This window comes from Pseudomonas sp. GW456-12-10-14-LB2 (assembly GCF_002884345.1).
Taxonomy (GTDB): Bacteria; Pseudomonadota; Gammaproteobacteria; order Pseudomonadales; family Pseudomonadaceae; genus Aquipseudomonas; species Aquipseudomonas paraglycinae.
Genome location: NZ_POHV01000037.1, coordinates 52,776 through 72,319, shown reverse-complemented (window position 1 = coordinate 72,319; position 19,544 = coordinate 52,776). Strand labels below are relative to the sequence as shown.

The window sequence follows — 19,544 nt, the reverse complement described above, 5'->3', positions numbered from 1 at the left end:
TACTTTTTCGGCGTTTGGAAAAAGTGACCCGCCGTAAGGGCGGAACCCTAAGAAGCCGTTACCGCAGCAACGGATATACACCCAATCCAAAGATCGCAAAAAAACCGCAAAAACAAAAAACGGCCCCCATTCTCATGGAGGCCGTTCCCGGTACAACGCTAAGAGGCTATCGCAAGACAGCTCTTATTTGCGGTCTTCCAGCTTGGTGATATCCCGCGACTCGTAGCCAGTGTACAGCTGGCGCGGACGGCCAATCTTGTACGGGCTGGAGAGCATTTCCTTCCAGTGCGAAATCCAGCCGACAGTACGTGCCAGGGCGAAGATCACAGTGAACATGCTGGTCGGAATGCCGATCGCCTTGAGGATGATCCCCGAGTAGAAGTCGACGTTCGGGTACAGCGAGCGCTCGATGAAGTACGGATCGGTCAGAGCGATCTCTTCCAGACGCATGGCCAGTTCGAGTTGCGGATCGTTCTGGATGCCCAGTTCCTTCAACACTTCGTCGCAGGTCTGCTTCATGACAGTCGCGCGAGGGTCGCGGTTCTTGTAGACGCGGTGACCGAAGCCCATCAGCTTGAACGGATCGTTCTTGTCCTTGGCCTTGGCGATGAACTTGTCGATGTTCGAAACATCGCCGATTTCATCGAGCATGGTCAGCACGGCTTCGTTCGCACCGCCGTGGGCAGGGCCCCACAGTGCGGCGATGCCGGCGGCGATACAGGCGAACGGGTTGGCACCCGAGGAGCCCGCCAGACGCACGGTGGAGGTCGAAGCGTTCTGCTCGTGGTCGGCGTGGAGGATGAAGATCCGGTCCATGGCCTTGGCGAGTACCGGGCTGATCGGTTTGATCTCGCACGGGGTGTTGAACATCATGTGCAGGAAATTTTCCGCGTACGACAGATCGTTGCGCGGGTACATCATGGGTTGGCCCATGGAGTACTTGTAAACCATCGCGGCCAGGGTCGGCATCTTGGCAACCAGGCGGATCGCGGAGATTTCGCGATGCTGCGGGTTATTGATGTCGAGGGAGTCGTGGTAGAAGGCCGAGAGGGCGCCGACTACACCACACATGACGGCCATCGGGTGGGCGTCACGGCGGAAGCCGTTGAAAAAGGTTTTCAGCTGCTCGTGAACCATGGTGTGGTTCTTCACAGTGCCGACGAACTGGGCCTTTTGCTCTGCAGTCGGCAGTTCGCCGTTCAGCAGCAGGTAGCAGGTTTCCAGGTAGTCCGACTTTTCAGCCAGCTGTTCGATCGGGTAGCCGCGGTGCAGCAGGATGCCGTTGTCGCCGTCGATATAGGTGATCTTCGATTCGCAGGAAGCGGTCGACATGAAACCGGGGTCGAAAGTGAAGCGGCCCGTGGCCGTCAGGCCCCGAACATCGATAACATCGGGACCAACGGTGCCGGTTAAAATGGGCAGCTCGACGGGGGCTGCGCCCTCGATGATCAACTGCGCTTTTTTGTCAGCCATGTGGCCTCCTATTTATGCTTGAAATCATCAGACAGACCCCCCACGCAGGGCCCGCACCACTATAGTGAGATAAATTCGAATGTCAATTTGCCTAAAGTCTTGCTCCAGAAGGCTTTAACCGTACTTTTTCCTCGAAATTGCCTGCCATTTACGCCTTTTATACGACTTGTGCAATCCGCTATTGGGGGTAGGCGATTGCGTTGTCATTAGTAGCCTAACTGTCTATACTCGGCGACCGACCGCCAAGGGCTTTTGGGCTTGCTTTCATTGGGGGTCGCATCCCTGGGTGGTGGTTACCTGACCAGTGCACTCCCCAACAACTTTGCCCTGATTGTTAGGGGCTCTTCAGTGTGAAAAAAAAGCCGTGAAAAGCCAACGACCTGTAAACCTAGACCTAAGGACCATCAAACTCCCCATCACCGGCGTTACGTCGTTTCTTCACCGTGTTTCCGGCATCATCCTCTTCCTGGGCCTTGGCATCATGCTTTATGCATTGGGCAAATCCCTGGGTTCCGAGGAAGGTTATGTCGAGGTGAAGGCATGCTTGACCAGCCCGCTGGCCAAGTTCGTAGCATGGGGCCTCCTGTCCGCTCTTCTGTATCACCTGGTTGCCGGTGTGCGCCACTTGATCATGGACATGGGCATCGGTGAGACGCTGGAAGGCGGCCGCCTGGGCTCGAAACTGATCATCGCGGTTTCCGTGGTGCTGATCGTTCTGGCAGGAGTTTGGATATGGTAACCAGCGTTACAAACCTTTCGCGTTCGGGCCTCTATGACTGGATGGCACAGCGTGTGTCTGCGGTCGTTCTCGCGGCTTATTTCATATTCCTGATCGGCTACCTCGCCGCGAACCCGGGCATTGGCTACGACCAATGGCACGGCCTGTTCGCCCACAACGGAATGCGTATCTTCAGTCTGCTGGCACTGGTTGCCCTGGGCGCTCACGCCTGGGTCGGCATGTGGACCATCGCGACCGACTACCTGACGCCAATGGCGCTGGGCAAATCCGCGACTGCAGTACGTTTCCTTTTCCAGGCAGTATGCGGCGTCGCGATGTTCGCTTACTTCGTCTGGGGTGTGCAGATTCTCTGGGGTATCTGATTCATGGCTAACATTCCAACGATTTCTTTCGACGCCATCATTATTGGTGGCGGCGGTGCCGGCATGCGCGCAGCGCTGCAACTGGCACAGGGCGGTCACAAGACTGCGGTGATCACCAAGGTTTTCCCGACCCGTTCGCACACTGTGTCCGCGCAGGGCGGCATCACATGCGCCATCGCGTCGGCCGACCCGAACGATGACTGGCGCTGGCACATGTACGATACCGTCAAGGGTTCCGACTACATCGGTGACCAGGACGCTATCGAATACATGTGTCAGGAAGGCCCGGCTGCCGTTTTCGAGCTGGACCACATGGGTCTGCCGTTCTCGCGTACCGAGCAAGGCCGTATCTACCAGCGTCCGTTCGGCGGTCAGTCGAAGGATTACGGTAAAGGCGGGCAGGCTGCCCGTACCTGCGCCGCTTCCGACCGTACCGGTCACGCGCTGCTGCACACCCTTTATCAGGGCAACCTGAAAGCCGGTACCACGTTCCTGAACGAGTACTACGCTGTCGACCTGGTGAAAAACCAGGAAGGCGAATTCGTCGGTGTGATCGCGATCTGCATCGAAACCGGTGAAACCACCTACATCCGCGCCAAAGCCACCGTATTGGCTACCGGCGGTGCAGGTCGTATCTATGCATCCACCACCAACGCCCTGATCAACACCGGTGACGGCGTCGGCATGGCTCTGCGTGCTGGCGTGCCGGTACAAGACATCGAAATGTGGCAGTTCCACCCGACCGGCATCGCCGGCGCCGGTGTACTGGTTACCGAAGGTTGCCGTGGTGAAGGTGGTTACCTGATCAACAAGCACGGCGAGCGTTTCATGGAGCGTTATGCTCCGAACGCCAAAGACCTTGCCGGTCGTGACGTTGTTGCCCGTTCGATGGTTAAGGAAATCATCGCCGGCAACGGTTGCGGTCCGAATGGCGACCACGTGATGCTCAAACTCGACCACCTGGGCGAGGAAGTGCTGCACAGCCGTCTGCCAGGCATCTGCGAACTGTCGAAGACTTTCGCCCACGTTGACCCGGTGGTTGCGCCGGTTCCGGTTGTTCCGACTTGCCACTACATGATGGGCGGCGTTGCCACCAACATTCACGGCCAGGCGATCACCCAGGACGCCGAAGGCGTGGATCAGATCATTCCTGGTCTGTTCGCGGTAGGTGAAGTGGCTTGCGTATCGGTTCACGGTGCCAACCGTCTGGGCGGCAACTCGCTGCTCGACCTGGTGGTATTCGGCCGCGCTGCCGGTCTGCACCTGGAGAAGGCGCTGACCGACGGCATCGAATACGACGACGCTACCGAAGCCGACATCGACGCTGCCCTGGCGCGTCTGAACGCCCTGAACAACCGTACCGACGGCGAAGACGTCGCTACCCTGCGTCGCGAGCTGCAAAGCTGCATGCAGAACTACTTCGGTGTATTCCGTACCGGCGAATACATGCAGAAGGGTATTGCCCAGCTGGCTGATCTGCGCAAGCGCATCGCCAATGTGAAGATCAACGACAAGTCGCAGGCGTTCAACACTGCACGTATCGAAGCGCTGGAACTGCAAAACCTGCTGGAAGTGGCTGAAGCTACCGCCATCGCTGCCGAAGTACGTAAAGAGTCCCGCGGCGCTCACGCCCGTGAAGACTTCGAAGACCGTGACGACGAAAACTGGCTGTGCCACACCCTGTACTTCCCGGGTGAGAAACGCGTCGCCAAGCGTGCCGTGAACTTCTCGCCGAAGACTGTTCCGACTTTCGAACCTAAAGTCCGGACTTATTAAGGGTGACCGCCATGTTGCAAGTCAGTGTTTATCGTTACAACCCTGATCAGGACGCTGCGCCGTTCATGCAGGAATTCCAGGTCGATACCGGTGGTAAAGACCTGATGGTGCTGGACGTGCTCGCCCTGATCAAAGAGCAGGACGAAGGTTTCTCCTATCGTCGCTCCTGCCGTGAAGGCGTCTGTGGCTCCGACGGCATGAACATCAACGGCAAGAACGGCCTGGCGTGCATCACGCCGCTGTCCGCTGTCGTCAAAGGTAACAAGCTGATCGTTCGTCCGCTGCCAGGTTTGCCGGTTATCCGTGACCTGGTTGTCGATATGAGCATCTTCTACAAGCAATACGAGAAGGTTAAGCCATTCCTGCAGAACGACACGCCGGCTCCGGCCATCGAGCGTCTGCAGTCCCCTGAAGAGCGTGAAAAGCTCGACGGTCTGTACGAGTGCATCCTGTGCGCCTGCTGCTCGACCTCTTGCCCGTCCTTCTGGTGGAACCCGGACAAGTTCCTGGGTCCAGCTGCACTGCTGCAAGCGTACCGCTTCCTGGCAGACAGCCGTGATACCAAGACGTCCGAGCGTCTGGCGTCCCTCGATGACCCGTTCAGCGTCTTCCGCTGCCGGGGCATCATGAACTGCGTCAACGTATGTCCGAAAGGCCTGAACCCGACTAAGGCCATCGGTCACATCCGTAACATGCTGCTTTCGAGCGGCGTGTGATTCAGCTGCTGTAACCGCTGTACCCGCAGAGGGCTTAGGCGCGGGCTTCAACCCGCGCCATGGCTATAACCAGAGCAGCAGCCATAAGCTGCGGCTCTTATTTTGAAGAAATGAGACAAGCAGGGGCATCCGGGCTGGTACCCGGACTATCAGTGTGATCCTAAGTGGCTTGTTTTGGTCGCTGCATTCGGACTTCTGCAAGCTTGCTCGGTGTCGGCACCGATGGTGTTCCCCTAACCGAGGGTGACCAAGCATGCAAGAAAGCGTGATGCAGCGCATGTGGAACAGCGCCTACCTTTCAGGTGGAAACGCTGCCTATGTGGAAGAGCTCTACGAGCTCTACCTGCACGACCCTAACGCTGTGCCAGAAGAGTGGCGCACCTACTTTCAGAAGCTGCCTGCCGACGGCAGCTCTGCCACCGATGTTTCGCACTCCACAATTCGCGATCATTTCGTGCTGCTGGCAAAGAACCAGCGCCGCGCCCAACCGGTTTCCGCCGGCAGCGTGAGCAGTGAGCACGAGAAGAAGCAAGTTGAAGTGCTGCGATTGATCCAGGCCTACCGTATGCGTGGCCACCAGGCAGCCCAGCTTGACCCGCTGGGGCTGTGGCAGCGTCCTGCACCTGCAGACCTGTCGATCAATCACTACGGCTTGACCAATGCCGATCTTGATACGACCTTCCGTGCCGGCGACCTGTTCATCGGCAAAGAGGAAGCGAGCCTACGCGAAATTCACGAAGCGTTGCAGCAGACATATTGCCGCACCATCGGCGCTGAATTTACGCACATCACCGATTCCGAGCAGCGCCAGTGGTTCCAGCAGCGTCTGGAAAGCGTGCGTGGCCGTCCGGAATATTCCGCGGACATCAAGAGCCACCTGCTCGAGCGTGTGACGGCCGGTGAAGGCCTGGAAAAATACCTGGGCACCAAATACCCGGGCACCAAGCGTTTCGGTCTGGAAGGCGGCGAAAGCCTGATTCCGATGCTCGACGAACTGATCCAGCGTTCCGGTTCCTACGGCACCAAGGAAGTCGTCATCGGCATGGCCCACCGTGGCCGTCTGAACGTACTGGTCAACACCTTCGGCAAGAACCCGCGCGAGCTGTTCGACGAGTTCGAAGGTAAGAAGAAGGTCGAGCTGGGTTCCGGTGACGTTAAATACCACCAGGGCTTCTCGTCCAACGTAATGACCACCGGCGGTGAAGTTCACCTGGCCATGGCGTTCAACCCGTCCCACCTGGAAATCGTTTCCCCGGTGGTCGAGGGTTCGGTTCGCGCCCGTCAGGATCGTCGCAACGACCCTACCGGTGAGAAGGTTCTGCCGATCTCCATCCACGGTGACGCGGCATTCGCCGGTCAAGGCGTTGTGATGGAAACCTTCCAGATGTCGCAGACCCGCGGTTTCAAGACCGGCGGTACCGTGCACATCGTGATCAACAACCAGGTCGGTTTCACCATCAGCAACCCGCTGGACTCGCGTTCCACCGAGTACGCGACCGACGTTGCGAAAATGATCCAGGCGCCGATCCTCCATGTGAATGGTGATGATCCGGAAGCCGTATTGTTCGTGACCCAGCTGGCCATCGACTACCGCATGCAGTTCAAGCGTGACGTGGTGATCGACCTGGTCTGCTACCGCCGTCGCGGCCACAACGAGGCCGACGAGCCAAGCGGCACCCAGCCTCTGATGTATCAGCAGATCACCAAGCAGCGCACCACCCGTGAGCTGTACGCTGATCGTCTGACCCAGGCCGGTGTGCTGGACGCAGAGCGTGTTCAGGCGAAAGTCGACGAATACCGCAACGCGCTGGACAACGGTCTGCACGTAGTGAAATCGCTGGTCAAAGAGCCGAACAAAGAGCTGTTCGTGGACTGGCGTCCGTATCTGGGCCACGCCTGGACTGCGCGTCACGACACTCGTTTCGACCTCAAGACCCTGCAGGAACTGTCCGCCAAGCTGCTGGAAATTCCGGAAGGCTTCGTGGTTCAGCGCCAGGTCGCGAAGATCTACGAAGACCGTCAGAAGATGCAAGCCGGCGGCCTGCCGATCAACTGGGGTTACGCCGAAACCATGGCGTACGCGACCCTGGCGTTCGAAGGTCACCCGATCCGCATGACCGGTCAGGACATCGGCCGCGGTACGTTCTCGCACCGTCACGCTGTGCTGCACAACCAGAAAGATGCCGGTACCTACATTCCGCTCAAGCATCTGTATGAAGGTCAGCCACGCTTCGACCTGTACGACTCGTTCCTGTCGGAAGAAGCCGTACTGGCGTTCGAATACGGTTACTCGACCACCACGCCGAACGCGCTGGTGATCTGGGAAGCCCAGTTCGGCGACTTCGCCAACGGTGCACAGGTCGTTATCGACCAGTTCATCACAAGCGGCGAGCACAAGTGGGGCCGTCTCTGCGGTCTGACCATGCTGCTGCCACACGGCTACGAAGGTCAGGGCCCTGAGCACAGCTCGGCACGTCTTGAGCGTTACCTGCAGCTGTGCGCCGAGCACAACATTCAGGTGTGCATGCCGACCACCCCGGCCCAGATCTACCACTTGCTGCGTCGTCAGGTGATTCGCCCGCTGCGCAAGCCATTGGTCGTTCTGACTCCAAAGTCGCTGCTGCGCCACAAGCTGGCCATCTCGACCCTGGAAGATCTGGCCGAAGGTTCGTTCCAGACCGTGATCCCGGAAATCGATGCACTGGACCCGAAAAAGGTCGAGCGCGTTGTTCTGTGCAGCGGCAAGGTCTACTACGACCTGCTGGAAAAACGTCGTGCCGAAGGCCGCGAAGATATCGCCATCGTGCGTATCGAGCAGCTGTATCCGTTCCCTGAGGACGACTTGAAAGAAGTCCTGGCTCCTTACACCAATGCCAAAGCGGCCGTGTGGTGTCAGGAAGAGCCGATGAACCAGGGCGCCTGGTACTGCAGTCAGCACCACCTGCGTCGCAGCATCAGCAACCTCAACAAATCTCTCGTACTCGAGTACGCGGGCCGTGAGGCTTCTGCTGCCCCAGCATGTGGTTACGCATCGATGCACGCCGAGCAGCAGGAACAACTGCTGCAAGCCGCGTTTACCGTTTAACGCCTTCGCGCACCTGAAACCGAATTTAAGGAACCACAGATAATGGCTATCGAGATCAAAGCCCCCACTTTCCCGGAATCGGTTGCCGATGGCACCGTTGCCACCTGGCACAAACAACCGGGCGACGCCGTCAAGCGTGACGAACTGATCGTCGACATCGAAACCGACAAAGTCGTACTGGAAGTGCTGGCTACCGCCGACGGCGTCCTGGGCGCAATCGTCAAGGGCGAGGGCGAAACCGTCCTGTCCGACGAAGTGCTGGGCTCCATCGTTGAAGGCGGCGCTGCTGCTGCCGCCCCGGCTGCCGCTGCTGCTCCGGCCGCTGCTGCCGCTGCTCCAGCCGCTGATGGCGAAGACGACCCGATCGCCGCTCCTGCCGCGCGCAAGCTGGCTGAAGAGAACGGCATCAACATCGCGTCCGTTGCCGGCACCGGCAAAGGCGGTCGCGTGACCAAGGAAGACGTGGTTGCAGCCGTTGCTGCCAAGAAAGCCGCTCCGGCTGCCGCGCCTGCCAAGGCTGCTGCTCCGGCCGCCGCCGCTCCTGTGTTCGCCGCTGGCGACCGCATCGAGAAGCGCGTTCCGATGACCCGCGTTCGTGCCACCGTTGCCAAGCGTCTGGTTGAAGCTCAATCGAACATGGCGATGCTGACCACTTTCAACGAAGTCGACATGACCGAAGTCATGGCCCTGCGTTCGAAGTACAAGGACCTGTTCGAGAAGTCCCACAACGGCGTACGCCTGGGCTTCATGTCGTTCTTCGTGAAGGCTGCCACCGAAGCGCTGAAACGCTTCCCGGCGGTCAACGCTTCGATCGACGGCAACGACATCGTTTACCACGGTTATGCCGACATCGGCGTCGCTGTTTCCAGCGACCGTGGCCTGGTGGTTCCGGTTCTGCGTAACGCCGAACACATGAGCCTGGCTGAAATCGAAGGCGGCATCGCCACCTTCGGCAAGAAAGCCCGTGACGGCAAACTGTCGATGGACGAAATGACCGGCGGCACCTTCACCATCACCAACGGTGGTACCTTCGGTTCGATGATGTCGACCCCGATCGTCAACCCGCCGCAGGCAGCGATTCTGGGCATGCACAACATCATCCAGCGTCCGATGGCCATCAACGGTCAGGTCGTGATCCGTCCGATGATGTACCTGGCACTGTCCTACGATCACCGTCTGATCGATGGCAAAGAAGCTGTAACCTTCCTGGTGACCATCAAGAACCTGCTGGAAGATCCGGCTCGTCTGTTGCTGGATATCTGATAGAAGCAGTCACGCGCTGCAAGCTTCAAGCTGCGGGAAAACGCAGCCTGGCTTGCAGCGCGCGGCTTGAAGCTTTTCGCTAAAGAGGATTTTTTGAATGTCGCAGAAATTTGACGTAGTAGTGATCGGTGCGGGCCCTGGCGGCTACGTGGCAGCTATCAAGGCCGCGCAACTCGGCCTGAGCACTGCCTGCATCGAGAAGTACACCGATGCTGAAGGCAAGCAAGCCCTGGGCGGCACCTGCCTGAACGTAGGCTGCATTCCTTCCAAGGCGCTGCTGGACAGCTCCTGGAAATACAAGGAAGCGAAAGAAAGCTTCAATGTCCACGGTATCTCGACCGGCGAAGTCAAAATGGACGTCGCTGCGATGGTTGGCCGCAAGGCTGGCATCGTCAAGAACCTGACCGGCGGTGTTGCCACCCTGTTCAAGGCCAACGGCGTAACTTCGATCCAGGGCCACGGCAAACTGCTGGCTGGCAAGAAAGTCGAAGTCACCAAGCCGGACGGCTCGGTTGAAGTCATCGAAGCCGAAAACGTCATCCTGGCTCCAGGCTCGCGTCCGATCGACATTCCACCGGCTCCGGTCGATCAGAAAGTCATCGTCGATTCGACTGGCGCACTGGAATTCCAAACCGTACCCAAGCGTCTGGGCGTGATCGGTGCTGGCGTGATCGGTCTGGAACTGGGTTCGGTCTGGTCGCGTCTGGGTGCAGAAGTAACTGTCCTGGAAGCACTGGACACCTTCCTGATGGCAGCGGACACCGCTGTTTCCAAGGAAGCGCTGAAAACCCTGACCAAACAGGGTCTGGATATCAAACTGGGCGCTCGCGTAACCGGCTCGAAAGTGAACGGCGACGAAGTCGTTGTGAACTACACCGACGCCAACGGCGAACAGACCATCACTTTCGACAAGCTGATCGTAGCCGTTGGTCGCCGTCCGGTGACCACTGATCTGCTGGCTGCCGACAGCGGCGTGACCCTGGACGAGCGCGGTTTCGTGCACGTTGACGATCACTGCGCCACCACCGTACCGGGCGTTTACGCTATCGGTGACGTGGTTCGCGGCATGATGCTGGCTCACAAGGCCTCGGAAGAGGGCATCATGGTTGTAGAGCGCATCAAAGGCCACAAGGCCCAGATGAACTATGACCTGATCCCTTCGGTTATTTATACTCACCCGGAAATCGCATGGGTCGGTAAAACCGAGCAGGCCTTGAAAGCTGAAGGCGTTGAAGTTAACGTCGGCACCTTCCCGTTCGCAGCATCCGGCCGTGCCATGGCCGCCAACGATACCGGTGGTTTCGTCAAGGTCATCGCCGATGCCAAGACTGACCGCGTATTGGGCGTGCACGTGATTGGCCCGAGCGCCGCAGAACTGGTTCAGCAGGGCGCGATCGGTATGGAATTCGGCACCAGCGCTGAAGACCTGGGCATGATGGTTTTCTCCCATCCGACCCTGTCTGAAGCCTTGCACGAAGCAGCTTTGGCAGTGAATGGCGGCGCCATCCACATTGCCAACCGCAAGAAGCGTTAAGACACAATAAGAAACCACGGCGGTACGGCCCGTCGTGAGCCTTGCGTGCAAGACTCACCGCGGAATGTCCGCTGGACGCAGCCTTGCGTAGCTGCACCGGGTATCCGGAAAGGCTACGCAAGCAGCAGTCACAGGTGGCGCGGCACTCATAAAGAGCGCAGCGCCGAATGCGCAGTACCTAACGAAGACGGTAAAAAGCATGAATCTTCACGAGTATCAGGGTAAGCAGCTGTTCGCTGAATACGGCCTGCCAGTTTCCACTGGTTTCGCAGTAGACACCCCGGAAGCAGCAGCAGAAGCTTGCGACAAAATCGGCGGCAACGAGTGGGTTGTCAAAGCCCAGGTTCACGCCGGTGGTCGCGGTAAAGCGGGCGGCGTCAAGCTGGTTCGCAGCAAAGAAGACGCCAAAGCCTTCGCACAGCAGTGGCTGGGCAAGCGTCTGGTGACTTACCAGACTGACGCCAACGGCCAGCCAGTCACCAAGATCCTGGTTGAATCGTGCACTGATATCGCTAAAGAGCTGTACCTGGGCGCTGTCGTTGACCGTTCGAGCCGTCGCATCGTGTTCATGGCTTCCACCGAAGGTGGCGTGGACATCGAGAAAATCGCTCACGACACTCCAGAAAAAATTCTGAAAGCCACTATCGATCCACTGGTTGGCGCTCAGCCATTCCAGGGTCGCGAGCTGGCATTCCAGCTGGGTCTGGAAGGCAAGCAGGTTGCTCAGTTCGCCAAGATCTTCGTAGGTCTGGCCAAGCTGTTCAAGGATCACGACCTGGCTCTGCTGGAAGTGAACCCGCTGGTGATCAAGGCTGATGGCGATCTGCACTGCCTGGACGCCAAGATCAACATCGACGCCAACGCAATGTACCGTCAGCCTAAGCTGAAGACTTTCCACGATCCGTCGCAGGACGATCCGCGCGAAGCGCACGCTGCCAAGTTCGAACTGAACTACGTAGCGCTGGAAGGCAACATCGGCTGCATGGTGAACGGTGCCGGCCTGGCCATGGGTACCATGGACATCGTCAACCTGCACGGCGGCAAGCCAGCCAACTTCCTCGACGTAGGCGGTGGTGCTACCAAAGAACGCGTAACCGAAGCTTTCAAAATCATTCTGTCCGACAGCAATGTCGCTGCAGTACTGGTTAACATCTTCGGCGGCATCGTTCGTTGCGACATGATTGCCGAAGGCATCATCGGTGCAGTGAAAGAAGTCGGCGTGAAAATCCCGGTTGTTGTTCGTCTTGAAGGCAACAACGCTGAACTGGGCGCTAAAGTACTGGCAGAAAGCGGTTTGAACATCATCGCTGCTACCAGCCTGACCGACGCTGCTCAACAAGTCGTTAAAGCTGCGGAGGGCAAGTAATGAGCGTCCTGATCAATAAAGACACCAAAGTAATCTGCCAGGGCTTCACCGGTGCGCAGGGTACTTTCCACTCCGAACAAGCCATTGCTTACGGCACCAAAATGGTTGGCGGCGTGACTCCAGGCAAAGGTGGCACCACTCACCTGAACCTGCCTGTGTTCAACACCGTGAAAGAAGCTGTAGAAGCCACTGGCGCCACCGCCAGCGTCATCTACGTTCCGGCTCCTTTCTGCAAGGACTCGATCCTGGAAGCAGCTTTCGGCGGCATCAAGCTGATCGTCTGCATCACCGAAGGCATTCCTACCCTGGACATGCTGGACGCCAAAGTTAAGTGCGACGAGCTGGGTGTTACCCTGATCGGCCCTAACTGCCCAGGCGTGATCACCCCAGGCGAATGCAAGATCGGCATCATGCCAGGTCACATTCACTTGCCAGGCAAGGTCGGTATCGTTTCCCGTTCCGGCACCCTGACCTACGAAGCTGTGAAGCAGACTACTGACGCCGGTTTCGGTCAGTCGACTTGCGTCGGCATCGGTGGTGACCCGATCCCGGGTTCGAACTTCATCGACATCCTGAAGCTGTTCCAGGAAGACCCGAAGACCGAAGCGATCGTCATGATCGGCGAGATCGGCGGTTCGGCTGAAGAAGAAGCGGCTGCCTACATCAAGGCCAACGTGACCAAGCCGGTTGTTTCCTACATCGCTGGTGTGACTGCTCCTCCGGGCAAGCGCATGGGCCATGCTGGCGCAATCATCTCCGGCGGCAAAGGCACTGCAGACGAGAAATTCGCTGCTCTGCAAGACGCAGGCGTGAAAACCGTGCGTTCGCTGGCAGACATCGGCAAGGCCCTGGCCGAGCTGACTGGCTGGGAAGTGAAGAAGTAAGCTTCGGCTGACTTCTCTGCTCCAGCAACAAAGGCCACCTTAGGGTGGCCTTTGTCGTTTCTGGCGATCGGGTTGACGATGGCAATTTATAAGCACTCACCCAATAACATGCAAAAACGCGACACAGAAACGTCGCGTATCGGATAGTTCGCCCTCTAACAGTGCGTTTGTCGGGCAAATTCGTTAGGCTAGCCGCCATTTTGCGTCTGCCGCCCACAAGGCATGCAACGCGCTAAACGGGTCAGTCTTATACGGATTGACAGCATTTCCCTAACCCCACAGGGAAATCCCCCTCTAAATTCCGATTCAGTAGTGTGGTATTTCCTTAATGAAAGTTTTGAAAGGTCAGGACATCCTGGCACTTGGCTTTATGACATTCGCCCTGTTCGTCGGGGCCGGCAACATCATCTTCCCGCCTATCGTCGGTTTGCAGTCCGGGCCAAACGTCTGGATGGCGGCGCTGGGCTTCCTGATCACGGCGGTCGGTCTGCCGGTGGTCACTGTGGTCGCACTGGCCAAGGTTGGTGGCGCAATGGACGCCCTGAGCAGCCCGATCGGCAAGATCGCCGGTGGTGTACTGGCTGCAGCGTGCTATCTCGCGGTCGGTCCGCTGTTCGCCACCCCGCGTACCGCGACCGTTTCCTTTGAAGTGGGGCTGGCGCCGTTGACCGGCGAGAGCCCGCTGGCACTGTTCCTCTACAGCTCGGTGTACTTCCTGCTGGTGTTCTTCATTTCGCTCTACCCTGGGCGTCTGCTGGACACCGTCGGTCGCTTCCTCGCGCCGCTGAAGATCATCGCCCTGGCTGTGCTCGGCATCGCTGCGTTCGCACTGCCGGCCGGTGATATCGGTGTGGCTACCCCGGAATATGTCGCGGCACCGTTCTCCCAAGGGTTCATCAATGGTTACCTGACCATGGATACCCTGGGCGCACTGGTATTCGGTATCGTCATCGTCAACGCGATCCGCTCCCGTGGTGTCGAGTCGCCGGCGCTGATCACCCGTTACGCGATCATCGCCGGGTTGATTGCCGGTGTCGGTCTGGCGCTGGTGTATGTCAGCCTGTTCCGTCTGGGTTCCGGCAGCCATGAAGTGGCGGCGGGCGCGACCAACGGCGCGGCGGTGCTGCACGCTTACGTGCAACACACCTTCGGTTCGCTGGGCAGTGGCTTCCTTGCCGTGCTGATCTCCCTGGCGTGCCTGGTGACCGCTGTCGGCCTGACCTGCGCCTGTGCCGAATACTTCAGCCGCGTACTGCCGCTGTCGTACAAGACCCTGGTGATCATCCTGGCGGCGTTCTCGCTGCTGGTGTCCAACCTGGGCCTGACCAAGCTGATCGCGTTCTCGATCCCGGTGCTGACCGCAATCTACCCGCCGTGCATCGTGCTGGTGGCGCTGAGCTTCTGTGCAGCGTTCTGGCATGAGCAGAGCCGCATCATGGGCCCGGTGATGCTGGTGTCGTTCGTGTTCGGCACCATAGATGCGTTGAAAGGCGCCGGTCTGGCGGACTGGATGCCATCGCAATTGGCCCACCTGCCGCTGAGCGAGCAAGGTCTGGCGTGGCTGGTGCCGTGCGTGATGACCCTGGTGGTTGCCGTGGTTTGCGACCGCCTGCTGGGCAAGCGCGCCGAAGCACTCGCCTAAGATTGCCGGGCCGCCACAAGCGGCTGCCGAGCGATTAAACAGAAATGCCCCGTATCAATCGATACGGGGCATTTTTTATGGGCGTGAGGCAGTGTCTTTTTCCCTCGACTAACGTCGAAGGGGAGCCGAAATCTTCATCACAGGGAATTGCATGTCGTTCATCCAAGCCAACCTGATCCACCTGCTGGCCGCGCTCTGGTTTGTCATCTGCTGGGGCGGTTACACCCGTTATGCCACCTGGAAGGCCCGTGACACCGCGTGCCTGGCCAGCGTGCTGCATCTGTACCGCGAAGACTGGATGCGCCGCATGCTGCTGCGTGACAACCGTATTGCCGACGCCAGCGTGATCGGCAACCTGGAGCGCAACGCCTCGTTCTTCGCCTCCAGCACGCTGATTATCCTGGCGGGCATCCTGACCGTGCTTGGCGCGTCCGAGCGCGCGGTGTCGCTGCTGGCGGACATTCCGATGGTGCAACAGGCCTCGCAGGGCATGTCGGAGATCAAGTTGCTGTGCCTGGCGCTGGTGTTTGTCTATGCCTTCTTCACTTTCAGCTGGTGCATGCGCCAGTACAATTTCGCCGCCATTCTGGTCGGCTCGGCCCCGATGATCGGTGAGCGGCAGGTGTCGGAGCAGGAGCGCAAGGCGTTCGCCTCGCGGGCGGCTCGAGTGATTTCGATGGCGGCCAACCAGTTCAACTTCGGTCTGCGTTCCTACTACTTCGGGATGAGCATGCTGGCGTGGTTCGTCAGCCCGTGGCTGTTCATGTTGATGAGCGCAGGCGTGGTGCTGGTGTTGTATCGCCGGGAGTTTCATTCCGACGTGCTCGATGTAATGGTCTATACCCCTACAGAGGCGCCATTGCCCGAAGCGAACAAAGAGGTTGCTTGATGAGTATTCCGTTCTGGTGTGTGTTTATCAGTGCATTGTTGATCTACGTGGCGCGGATGCCGGTCGGCAAGGCCATGAAAGAGCAGGGCGGTTACAACAACCATCTGCCGCGTCAGCAGCAGGCGCAACTCACCGGTTACGGAGCCCGGGCGCTGGCGGCACATCAGAACAGCATCGAAGCCTTCATTCTGTTTGCCGTTGGCGTGCTGATGGCGTATACCACCCAGACGGCGGGATGGCTGATCGATACATTAGCGATCATCTTCGTGATCTCAAGGATTTTCTATTTGTGGTTTTATCTGGCGGATATTCCAAAATTGCGCAGTCTGGTCTGGCTGGTCGGCTTAGTGTGTTCATTGTTGCTGATGATTAGTCCGACTTTTAGAACAGTCTTGCTCTAAGCCGGCACTGGCAAAAAATGACCGGCAAAAGAAAACCCGCACTTGGCGGGTGTTCTTTTTTGCCATCGAGAAGCGGCTTATTGCTTCTTGGCAGCTTCTTCTTGCGCTGCAGCGTTCGATTCGGCCTGAGCTTTGGCAGCTTCGGCGTTTTCTTTCGCTGCGTCGTTCACTTTTTCCTGAGCTTTGTTCATGTCTTGCTGAGCTTGTTCAGCATGTTGGTTGGCATCTTGAGCTTTGTCCTCGGATTTTTTATCGCAGGCAGCGAGACCGAGGGAAGCGGTCAACATCAAGGCAATAGCTAAAGTCTTACGCATGGGGTGTTTCTCCTTATGGAAAATAACTACTGGCCTTAAGAGCTCAGGCCCAAGGCTTAAGTTCCTCATTTCTTTCAGATATATAAGTTTGTTTTGCAATGGAACTTTTGCTGTTCTTTCCACTACTGGGAATGACGACTAACAAGAGTAATTATCAAATGGCCGAAAACCCCGTTTTTGAGCGTGCGACACGGTTTCTCTCGGCCTTGCGCCACTGTCAGGTGCTGGGATTGAAGGTGCACAGCGCAAGTAGCGAAGGCCTGACGGTGGTGCTGCCGTACAGTGAGCAAATCGTTGGCAACCCGCTGACTGGCGTCATCCACGGCGGAGCGATCACGTCATTGATGGACACTGCGTGCGGTATGTCGACCCTGTGCGTGCTGCCGGAATTCGAAGTCTGCCCGACCCTCGATCTGCGCATCGACTACATGCACGCCGCCGAGCCGCATAAAGACGTCTATGGCTTCGCCCAATGTTATCGAGTCACCACCGATGTGATCTTCGCTCGCGGCTTCGCCTGTCAGGATGATCCCGAGCAGCCGATTGCCCACGTCGTCGGCACCTTCATGCGCATGGGCAAAGGCCTTAAAGGCACCAAAGGCTTTGGTGGCGCGATCAAGGGAGAAAAACGATGAGCGATGATTTCAAGCAGCAGCTGCAAGAGGCCCACGAGAAGGGTGACTACGCGCCGCTGCTGAAACTGATCCCCTACGCCGGACTCATCGGCGTCGAGTGCTCGCGAGTCGGTGATGATTTACTGTTCAAGTTGCCGGCCAACAAGGACAACATTGGTAACCCTTTATTGCCGGCGATCCACGGCGGGGTGATTGCCGGGTTCATGGAGCTGTCTGCGGCCCTGCACCTGCTGATTTTCACCGGCGCGCCGGGTGTGCCGAAGATTATCGATTTCTCCCTCGATTACCTGCGGGCCGGGCAGTTTCGCGACACCTGGGCCCGGTGTCAGGTCTGCCGTCAGGGCCGGCGGGTGGCCAACGTCGCGGTCACGGCGTGGCAAAGCACCGAAAGCGAACCGATTGCCACTGCCCGCGCGCACTTCAAAATCGATGAGCCCTTGAAATCCTGAAGCACGCCCCCAACTCACAGAACAACCCGCCGCCGACCAGCAAGGTCGCGGCCAATGCCATCTGATTGGAGTTTGATGACCATGAGTGTGGAAACTCAAAAGGAAACCCTGGGCTTCCAGACCGAGGTGAAGCAACTGCTGCACCTCATGATCCATTCGCTGTATTCCAACAAGGAAATCTTCCTTCGCGAATTGATCTCGAACGCCTCTGACGCCGTCGACAAATTGCGCTTCGAAGCCCTGGCCAAGCCTGAGTTGCTCGAAGGTGGCGATGAACTGAAAATCCGTGTGAGCTTCGACAAGGACGCCAAGACCGTCACCCTCGAAGACAACGGCATCGGCATGAACCGTGACGATGTGATCACCCACCTGGGTACCATCGCCAAATCCGGCACCGCCGATTTCATGAAAAACCTGTCCGGCGATCAGAAGAAGGATTCGCACCTGATCGGTCAGTTCGGTGTGGGCTTCTACTCGGCCTTCATCGTCGCTGACAAAGTTGACGTGTACAGCCGTCGCGCCGGCACCGCCGCCAGCGAAGGCGTGCACTGGTCGTCGAAAGGCGAGGGCGAATTCGAAGTCGCCACCATCGACAAGCCGGAGCGCGGCACCCGCATCGTTCTGCACCTGAAATCCGGTGAAGACGAGTTCGCCGATGGCTGGCGTCTGCGCAACATCATCAAGAAGTACTCCGACCACATCGCGCTGCCGATCGAGCTGCCGAAAGAAGTGGCCGCTGCCGAAGGCGAAGAGAAGCCTGAAGTTGAATGGGAAACCGTCAACCGCGCCAGCGCTCTGTGGACCCGTCCTCGCACCGAAGTGAAGGACGAGGAATACCAGGAGTTCTACAAACACATCGCCCACGACTTCGAAAATCCGCTGTCGTGGAGCCACAACAAGGTCGAAGGCAAGCTCGAGTACAGCTCGCTGCTGTACGTGCCGGCCCGCGCACCGTTCGATCTGTACCAGCGTGAAGCGCCAAAAGGCCTGAAGCTGTACGTGCAGCGCGTGTTCGTGATGGATCAGGCCGAGTCGTTCCTGCCGCTGTACCTGCGCTTCATCAAAGGCGTGGTCGATTCCAACGACCTGTCGCTGAACGTGTCGCGGGAAATCCTGCAGAAAGACCCGATCATCGACTCGATGAAATCGGCGCTGACCAAGCGCGTGCTGGACATGCTGGAAAAACTGGCGAAGAACGAGCCTGAGCAATACAAGGGCTTCTGGAAAAACTTCGGTCAGGTCATGAAAGAAGGCCCGGCAGAAGATTTCGCCAACAAGGAAAAAATTGCCGGTCTGCTGCGTTTCGCATCGACCAACGGCACCGATGGCGAGCAGATCGTCGGTCTGGCCGAGTACCTGGCGCGCGCCAAGGAAGGTCAGGACAAGATCTACTACCTCACCGGCGAAACCTACGCGCAGGTCAAGAACAGCCCGCACCTGGAAGTCTTCCGCAAGAAAGGCATCGAAGTGCTGCTGCTGACCGACCGTATCGACGAATGGCTGATGAGCTACCTCAGCGAATTCGACGGCAAGACGTTTGTCGACGTCGCGCGCGGTGACCTGGACCTGGGCAACCTGGACTCGGAAGAGGACAAGAAGGCTGCTGAAGAAGTCGCCAAGTCGAAAGAAGGTCTGGTCGAGCGTCTGAAAACCGCACTGGGCGATTCCGTTGCCGAAGTCCGGGTTTCCCATCGCCTGACCGATTCGCCAGCCATTCTGGCCATCGGCGAGCAGGATCTGGGTCTGCAAATGCGTCAGATCCTCGAGGCCAGCGGGCAGAAAGTGCCGGATTCGAAGCCGATCTTCGAATTCAACCCGAGCCACCCGCTGATCGAGAAGCTCGACAACGAGGCCAGCGAAGATCGCTTCAGCGACCTGTCGCACATCCTCTTCGACCAGGCCGCCCTGGCGGCGGGCGACAGCTTGAAAGACCCGGCCGCTTACGTGAAGCGTCTGAACAAGCTGCTGGTTGAACTGTCGGTTTAACCAAGCTGCAGAAAAACCCGCTTCGGCGGG

18 protein-coding genes are annotated in these 19,544 nt (G+C 58.3%); 16 read left to right on the top strand and 2 right to left on the bottom strand.

All coding sequences use genetic code 11. The features are described from left to right. The coding region (locus C1X29_RS29535) for a hypothetical protein (RefSeq protein WP_218275695.1) at positions 1 to 209 on the top strand (209 nt) is incomplete at its 5' end. On the opposite strand, the gene gltA is transcribed toward C1X29_RS29535, so the two are convergent. Then, complete coding sequence (gene gltA / locus C1X29_RS22905; RefSeq protein ID WP_007959044.1) at positions 184 to 1,473, bottom strand: citrate synthase; 1,290 nt, start codon at positions 1,471 to 1,473, stop codon at positions 184 to 186. The two genes, C1X29_RS29535 and gltA, sit on opposite strands and share 26 nt — an antisense overlap. Positions 1,474 to 1,837: 364 nt before the next feature. On the opposite strand from gltA, the gene sdhC reads away from it, so the two are divergent. The 12 genes from sdhC (at position 1,838) to C1X29_RS22845 (ending at position 16,130) form a co-directional block, all read left to right on the top strand. Beyond that, positions 1,838 to 2,212 (top strand): succinate dehydrogenase, cytochrome b556 subunit, encoded by a 375-nt coding sequence (gene sdhC / locus C1X29_RS22900; RefSeq protein ID WP_011333113.1) that lies wholly within the window; start codon positions 1,838 to 1,840, stop codon positions 2,210 to 2,212. Beyond that, complete coding sequence (gene sdhD / locus C1X29_RS22895) at positions 2,206 to 2,574, top strand: succinate dehydrogenase, hydrophobic membrane anchor protein (RefSeq protein ID WP_007977503.1); 369 nt, start codon at positions 2,206 to 2,208, stop codon at positions 2,572 to 2,574. Before sdhC ends, sdhD begins: the two co-directional genes overlap by 7 nt. 3 nt (positions 2,575 to 2,577) lie before the next feature. Then, a complete protein-coding gene (gene sdhA, locus C1X29_RS22890) occupies positions 2,578 to 4,350 on the top strand; it encodes a succinate dehydrogenase flavoprotein subunit (RefSeq protein WP_085747080.1) in 1,773 nt (590 codons plus the stop codon). A gap of 11 nt (positions 4,351 to 4,361) precedes the next feature. Further along, positions 4,362 to 5,066 carry a succinate dehydrogenase iron-sulfur subunit gene (locus tag C1X29_RS22885; protein ID WP_007959035.1) on the top strand — a complete coding sequence of 235 codons (705 nt, stop codon included), beginning with the start codon at positions 4,362 to 4,364 and terminating at the stop codon, positions 5,064 to 5,066. A 253-nt stretch (positions 5,067 to 5,319) separates the two neighbouring features. Then, complete coding sequence (locus C1X29_RS22880; protein ID WP_085608856.1) at positions 5,320 to 8,151, top strand: 2-oxoglutarate dehydrogenase E1 component; 2,832 nt, start codon at positions 5,320 to 5,322, stop codon at positions 8,149 to 8,151. Positions 8,152 to 8,193: 42 nt separating this feature from the next. Beyond that, positions 8,194 to 9,414, top strand: a complete 1,221-nt coding sequence (gene odhB / locus C1X29_RS22875) for a 2-oxoglutarate dehydrogenase complex dihydrolipoyllysine-residue succinyltransferase (RefSeq protein ID WP_007959031.1) — start codon at positions 8,194 to 8,196, stop codon at positions 9,412 to 9,414. A gap of 97 nt (positions 9,415 to 9,511) precedes the next feature. Next, positions 9,512 to 10,948, top strand: a complete 1,437-nt coding sequence (lpdA, locus tag C1X29_RS22870; protein ID WP_085682946.1) for a dihydrolipoyl dehydrogenase — start codon at positions 9,512 to 9,514, stop codon at positions 10,946 to 10,948. 199 nt (positions 10,949 to 11,147) lie between these two features. Then, positions 11,148 to 12,314 (top strand): ADP-forming succinate--CoA ligase subunit beta, encoded by a 1,167-nt coding sequence (sucC, locus tag C1X29_RS22865; RefSeq protein ID WP_007959029.1) that lies wholly within the window; start codon positions 11,148 to 11,150, stop codon positions 12,312 to 12,314. After that, the gene (gene sucD, locus C1X29_RS22860) at positions 12,314 to 13,198 is read left to right on the top strand and encodes a succinate--CoA ligase subunit alpha (RefSeq protein ID WP_011333119.1); all 885 of its coding nucleotides are present in this window, start codon (positions 12,314 to 12,316) and stop codon (positions 13,196 to 13,198) included. The genes sucC and sucD overlap by 1 nt, the downstream gene beginning before the upstream one ends. A 328-nt stretch (positions 13,199 to 13,526) precedes the next feature. Further along, positions 13,527 to 14,840 carry a branched-chain amino acid transport system II carrier protein gene (brnQ, locus tag C1X29_RS22855; RefSeq protein ID WP_007959023.1) on the top strand — a complete coding sequence of 438 codons (1,314 nt, stop codon included), beginning with the start codon at positions 13,527 to 13,529 and terminating at the stop codon, positions 14,838 to 14,840. Between the two features lie 151 nt (positions 14,841 to 14,991). Beyond that, positions 14,992 to 15,729 (top strand): DUF599 domain-containing protein, encoded by a 738-nt coding sequence (locus C1X29_RS22850; protein ID WP_102718431.1) that lies wholly within the window; start codon positions 14,992 to 14,994, stop codon positions 15,727 to 15,729. Further along, the gene (locus tag C1X29_RS22845) at positions 15,729 to 16,130 is read left to right on the top strand and encodes an MAPEG family protein (protein ID WP_102718430.1); all 402 of its coding nucleotides are present in this window, start codon (positions 15,729 to 15,731) and stop codon (positions 16,128 to 16,130) included. The genes C1X29_RS22850 and C1X29_RS22845 overlap by 1 nt, the downstream gene beginning before the upstream one ends. Positions 16,131 to 16,207: 77 nt before the next feature. Here the strand turns inward: C1X29_RS22845 and C1X29_RS22840 are convergent, their stop codons facing one another. Continuing rightward, the gene (locus C1X29_RS22840; RefSeq protein ID WP_102687970.1) at positions 16,208 to 16,444 is read right to left on the bottom strand and encodes a hypothetical protein; all 237 of its coding nucleotides are present in this window, start codon (positions 16,442 to 16,444) and stop codon (positions 16,208 to 16,210) included. A 158-nt stretch (positions 16,445 to 16,602) separates the two neighbouring features. On the opposite strand from C1X29_RS22840, the gene C1X29_RS22835 reads away from it, so the two are divergent. From C1X29_RS22835 to htpG, 3 genes are all read left to right on the top strand, one after another. After that, positions 16,603 to 17,079, top strand: coding sequence for a PaaI family thioesterase (locus C1X29_RS22835; RefSeq protein WP_102718429.1), 477 nt, complete (start codon positions 16,603 to 16,605; stop codon positions 17,077 to 17,079). Next, entirely contained in the window at positions 17,076 to 17,528 is a 453-nt protein-coding gene (locus C1X29_RS22830) for a PaaI family thioesterase (RefSeq protein WP_007959014.1), read from the top strand. Before C1X29_RS22835 ends, C1X29_RS22830 begins: the two co-directional genes overlap by 4 nt. A gap of 81 nt (positions 17,529 to 17,609) precedes the next feature. Further along, complete coding sequence (gene htpG / locus C1X29_RS22825) at positions 17,610 to 19,514, top strand: molecular chaperone HtpG (protein ID WP_102718433.1); 1,905 nt, start codon at positions 17,610 to 17,612, stop codon at positions 19,512 to 19,514. Positions 19,515 to 19,544: the final 30 nt, after the last annotated feature.

Bases quoted from the DNA above. Each gene is read 5' to 3' on its own strand.
- sucD (WP_011333119.1), top strand. From the start codon at position 12,314: ATGAGCGTCCTGATCAATAAAGACACCAAAGTAATCTGCCAGGGCTTC.
- brnQ (WP_007959023.1), top strand. From the start codon at position 13,527: ATGAAAGTTTTGAAAGGTCAGGACATCCTGGCACTTGGCTTTATGACA.
- C1X29_RS22830 (WP_007959014.1), top strand. From the start codon at position 17,076: ATGAGCGATGATTTCAAGCAGCAGCTGCAAGAGGCCCACGAGAAGGGT.
- gltA (WP_007959044.1), bottom strand. From the start codon at position 1,473: ATGGCTGACAAAAAAGCGCAGTTGATCATCGAGGGCGCAGCCCCCGTC.
- odhB (WP_007959031.1), top strand. From the start codon at position 8,194: ATGGCTATCGAGATCAAAGCCCCCACTTTCCCGGAATCGGTTGCCGAT.
- C1X29_RS22880 (WP_085608856.1), top strand. From the start codon at position 5,320: ATGCAAGAAAGCGTGATGCAGCGCATGTGGAACAGCGCCTACCTTTCA.
- sdhD (WP_007977503.1), top strand. From the start codon at position 2,206: ATGGTAACCAGCGTTACAAACCTTTCGCGTTCGGGCCTCTATGACTGG.
- C1X29_RS22835 (WP_102718429.1), top strand. From the start codon at position 16,603: ATGGCCGAAAACCCCGTTTTTGAGCGTGCGACACGGTTTCTCTCGGCC.
- C1X29_RS22840 (WP_102687970.1), bottom strand. From the start codon at position 16,444: ATGCGTAAGACTTTAGCTATTGCCTTGATGTTGACCGCTTCCCTCGGT.
- sucC (WP_007959029.1), top strand. From the start codon at position 11,148: ATGAATCTTCACGAGTATCAGGGTAAGCAGCTGTTCGCTGAATACGGC.
- htpG (WP_102718433.1), top strand. From the start codon at position 17,610: ATGAGTGTGGAAACTCAAAAGGAAACCCTGGGCTTCCAGACCGAGGTG.
- C1X29_RS22845 (WP_102718430.1), top strand. From the start codon at position 15,729: ATGAGTATTCCGTTCTGGTGTGTGTTTATCAGTGCATTGTTGATCTAC.
- C1X29_RS22885 (WP_007959035.1), top strand. From the start codon at position 4,362: ATGTTGCAAGTCAGTGTTTATCGTTACAACCCTGATCAGGACGCTGCG.
- sdhA (WP_085747080.1), top strand. From the start codon at position 2,578: ATGGCTAACATTCCAACGATTTCTTTCGACGCCATCATTATTGGTGGC.
- C1X29_RS22850 (WP_102718431.1), top strand. From the start codon at position 14,992: ATGTCGTTCATCCAAGCCAACCTGATCCACCTGCTGGCCGCGCTCTGG.
- lpdA (WP_085682946.1), top strand. From the start codon at position 9,512: ATGTCGCAGAAATTTGACGTAGTAGTGATCGGTGCGGGCCCTGGCGGC.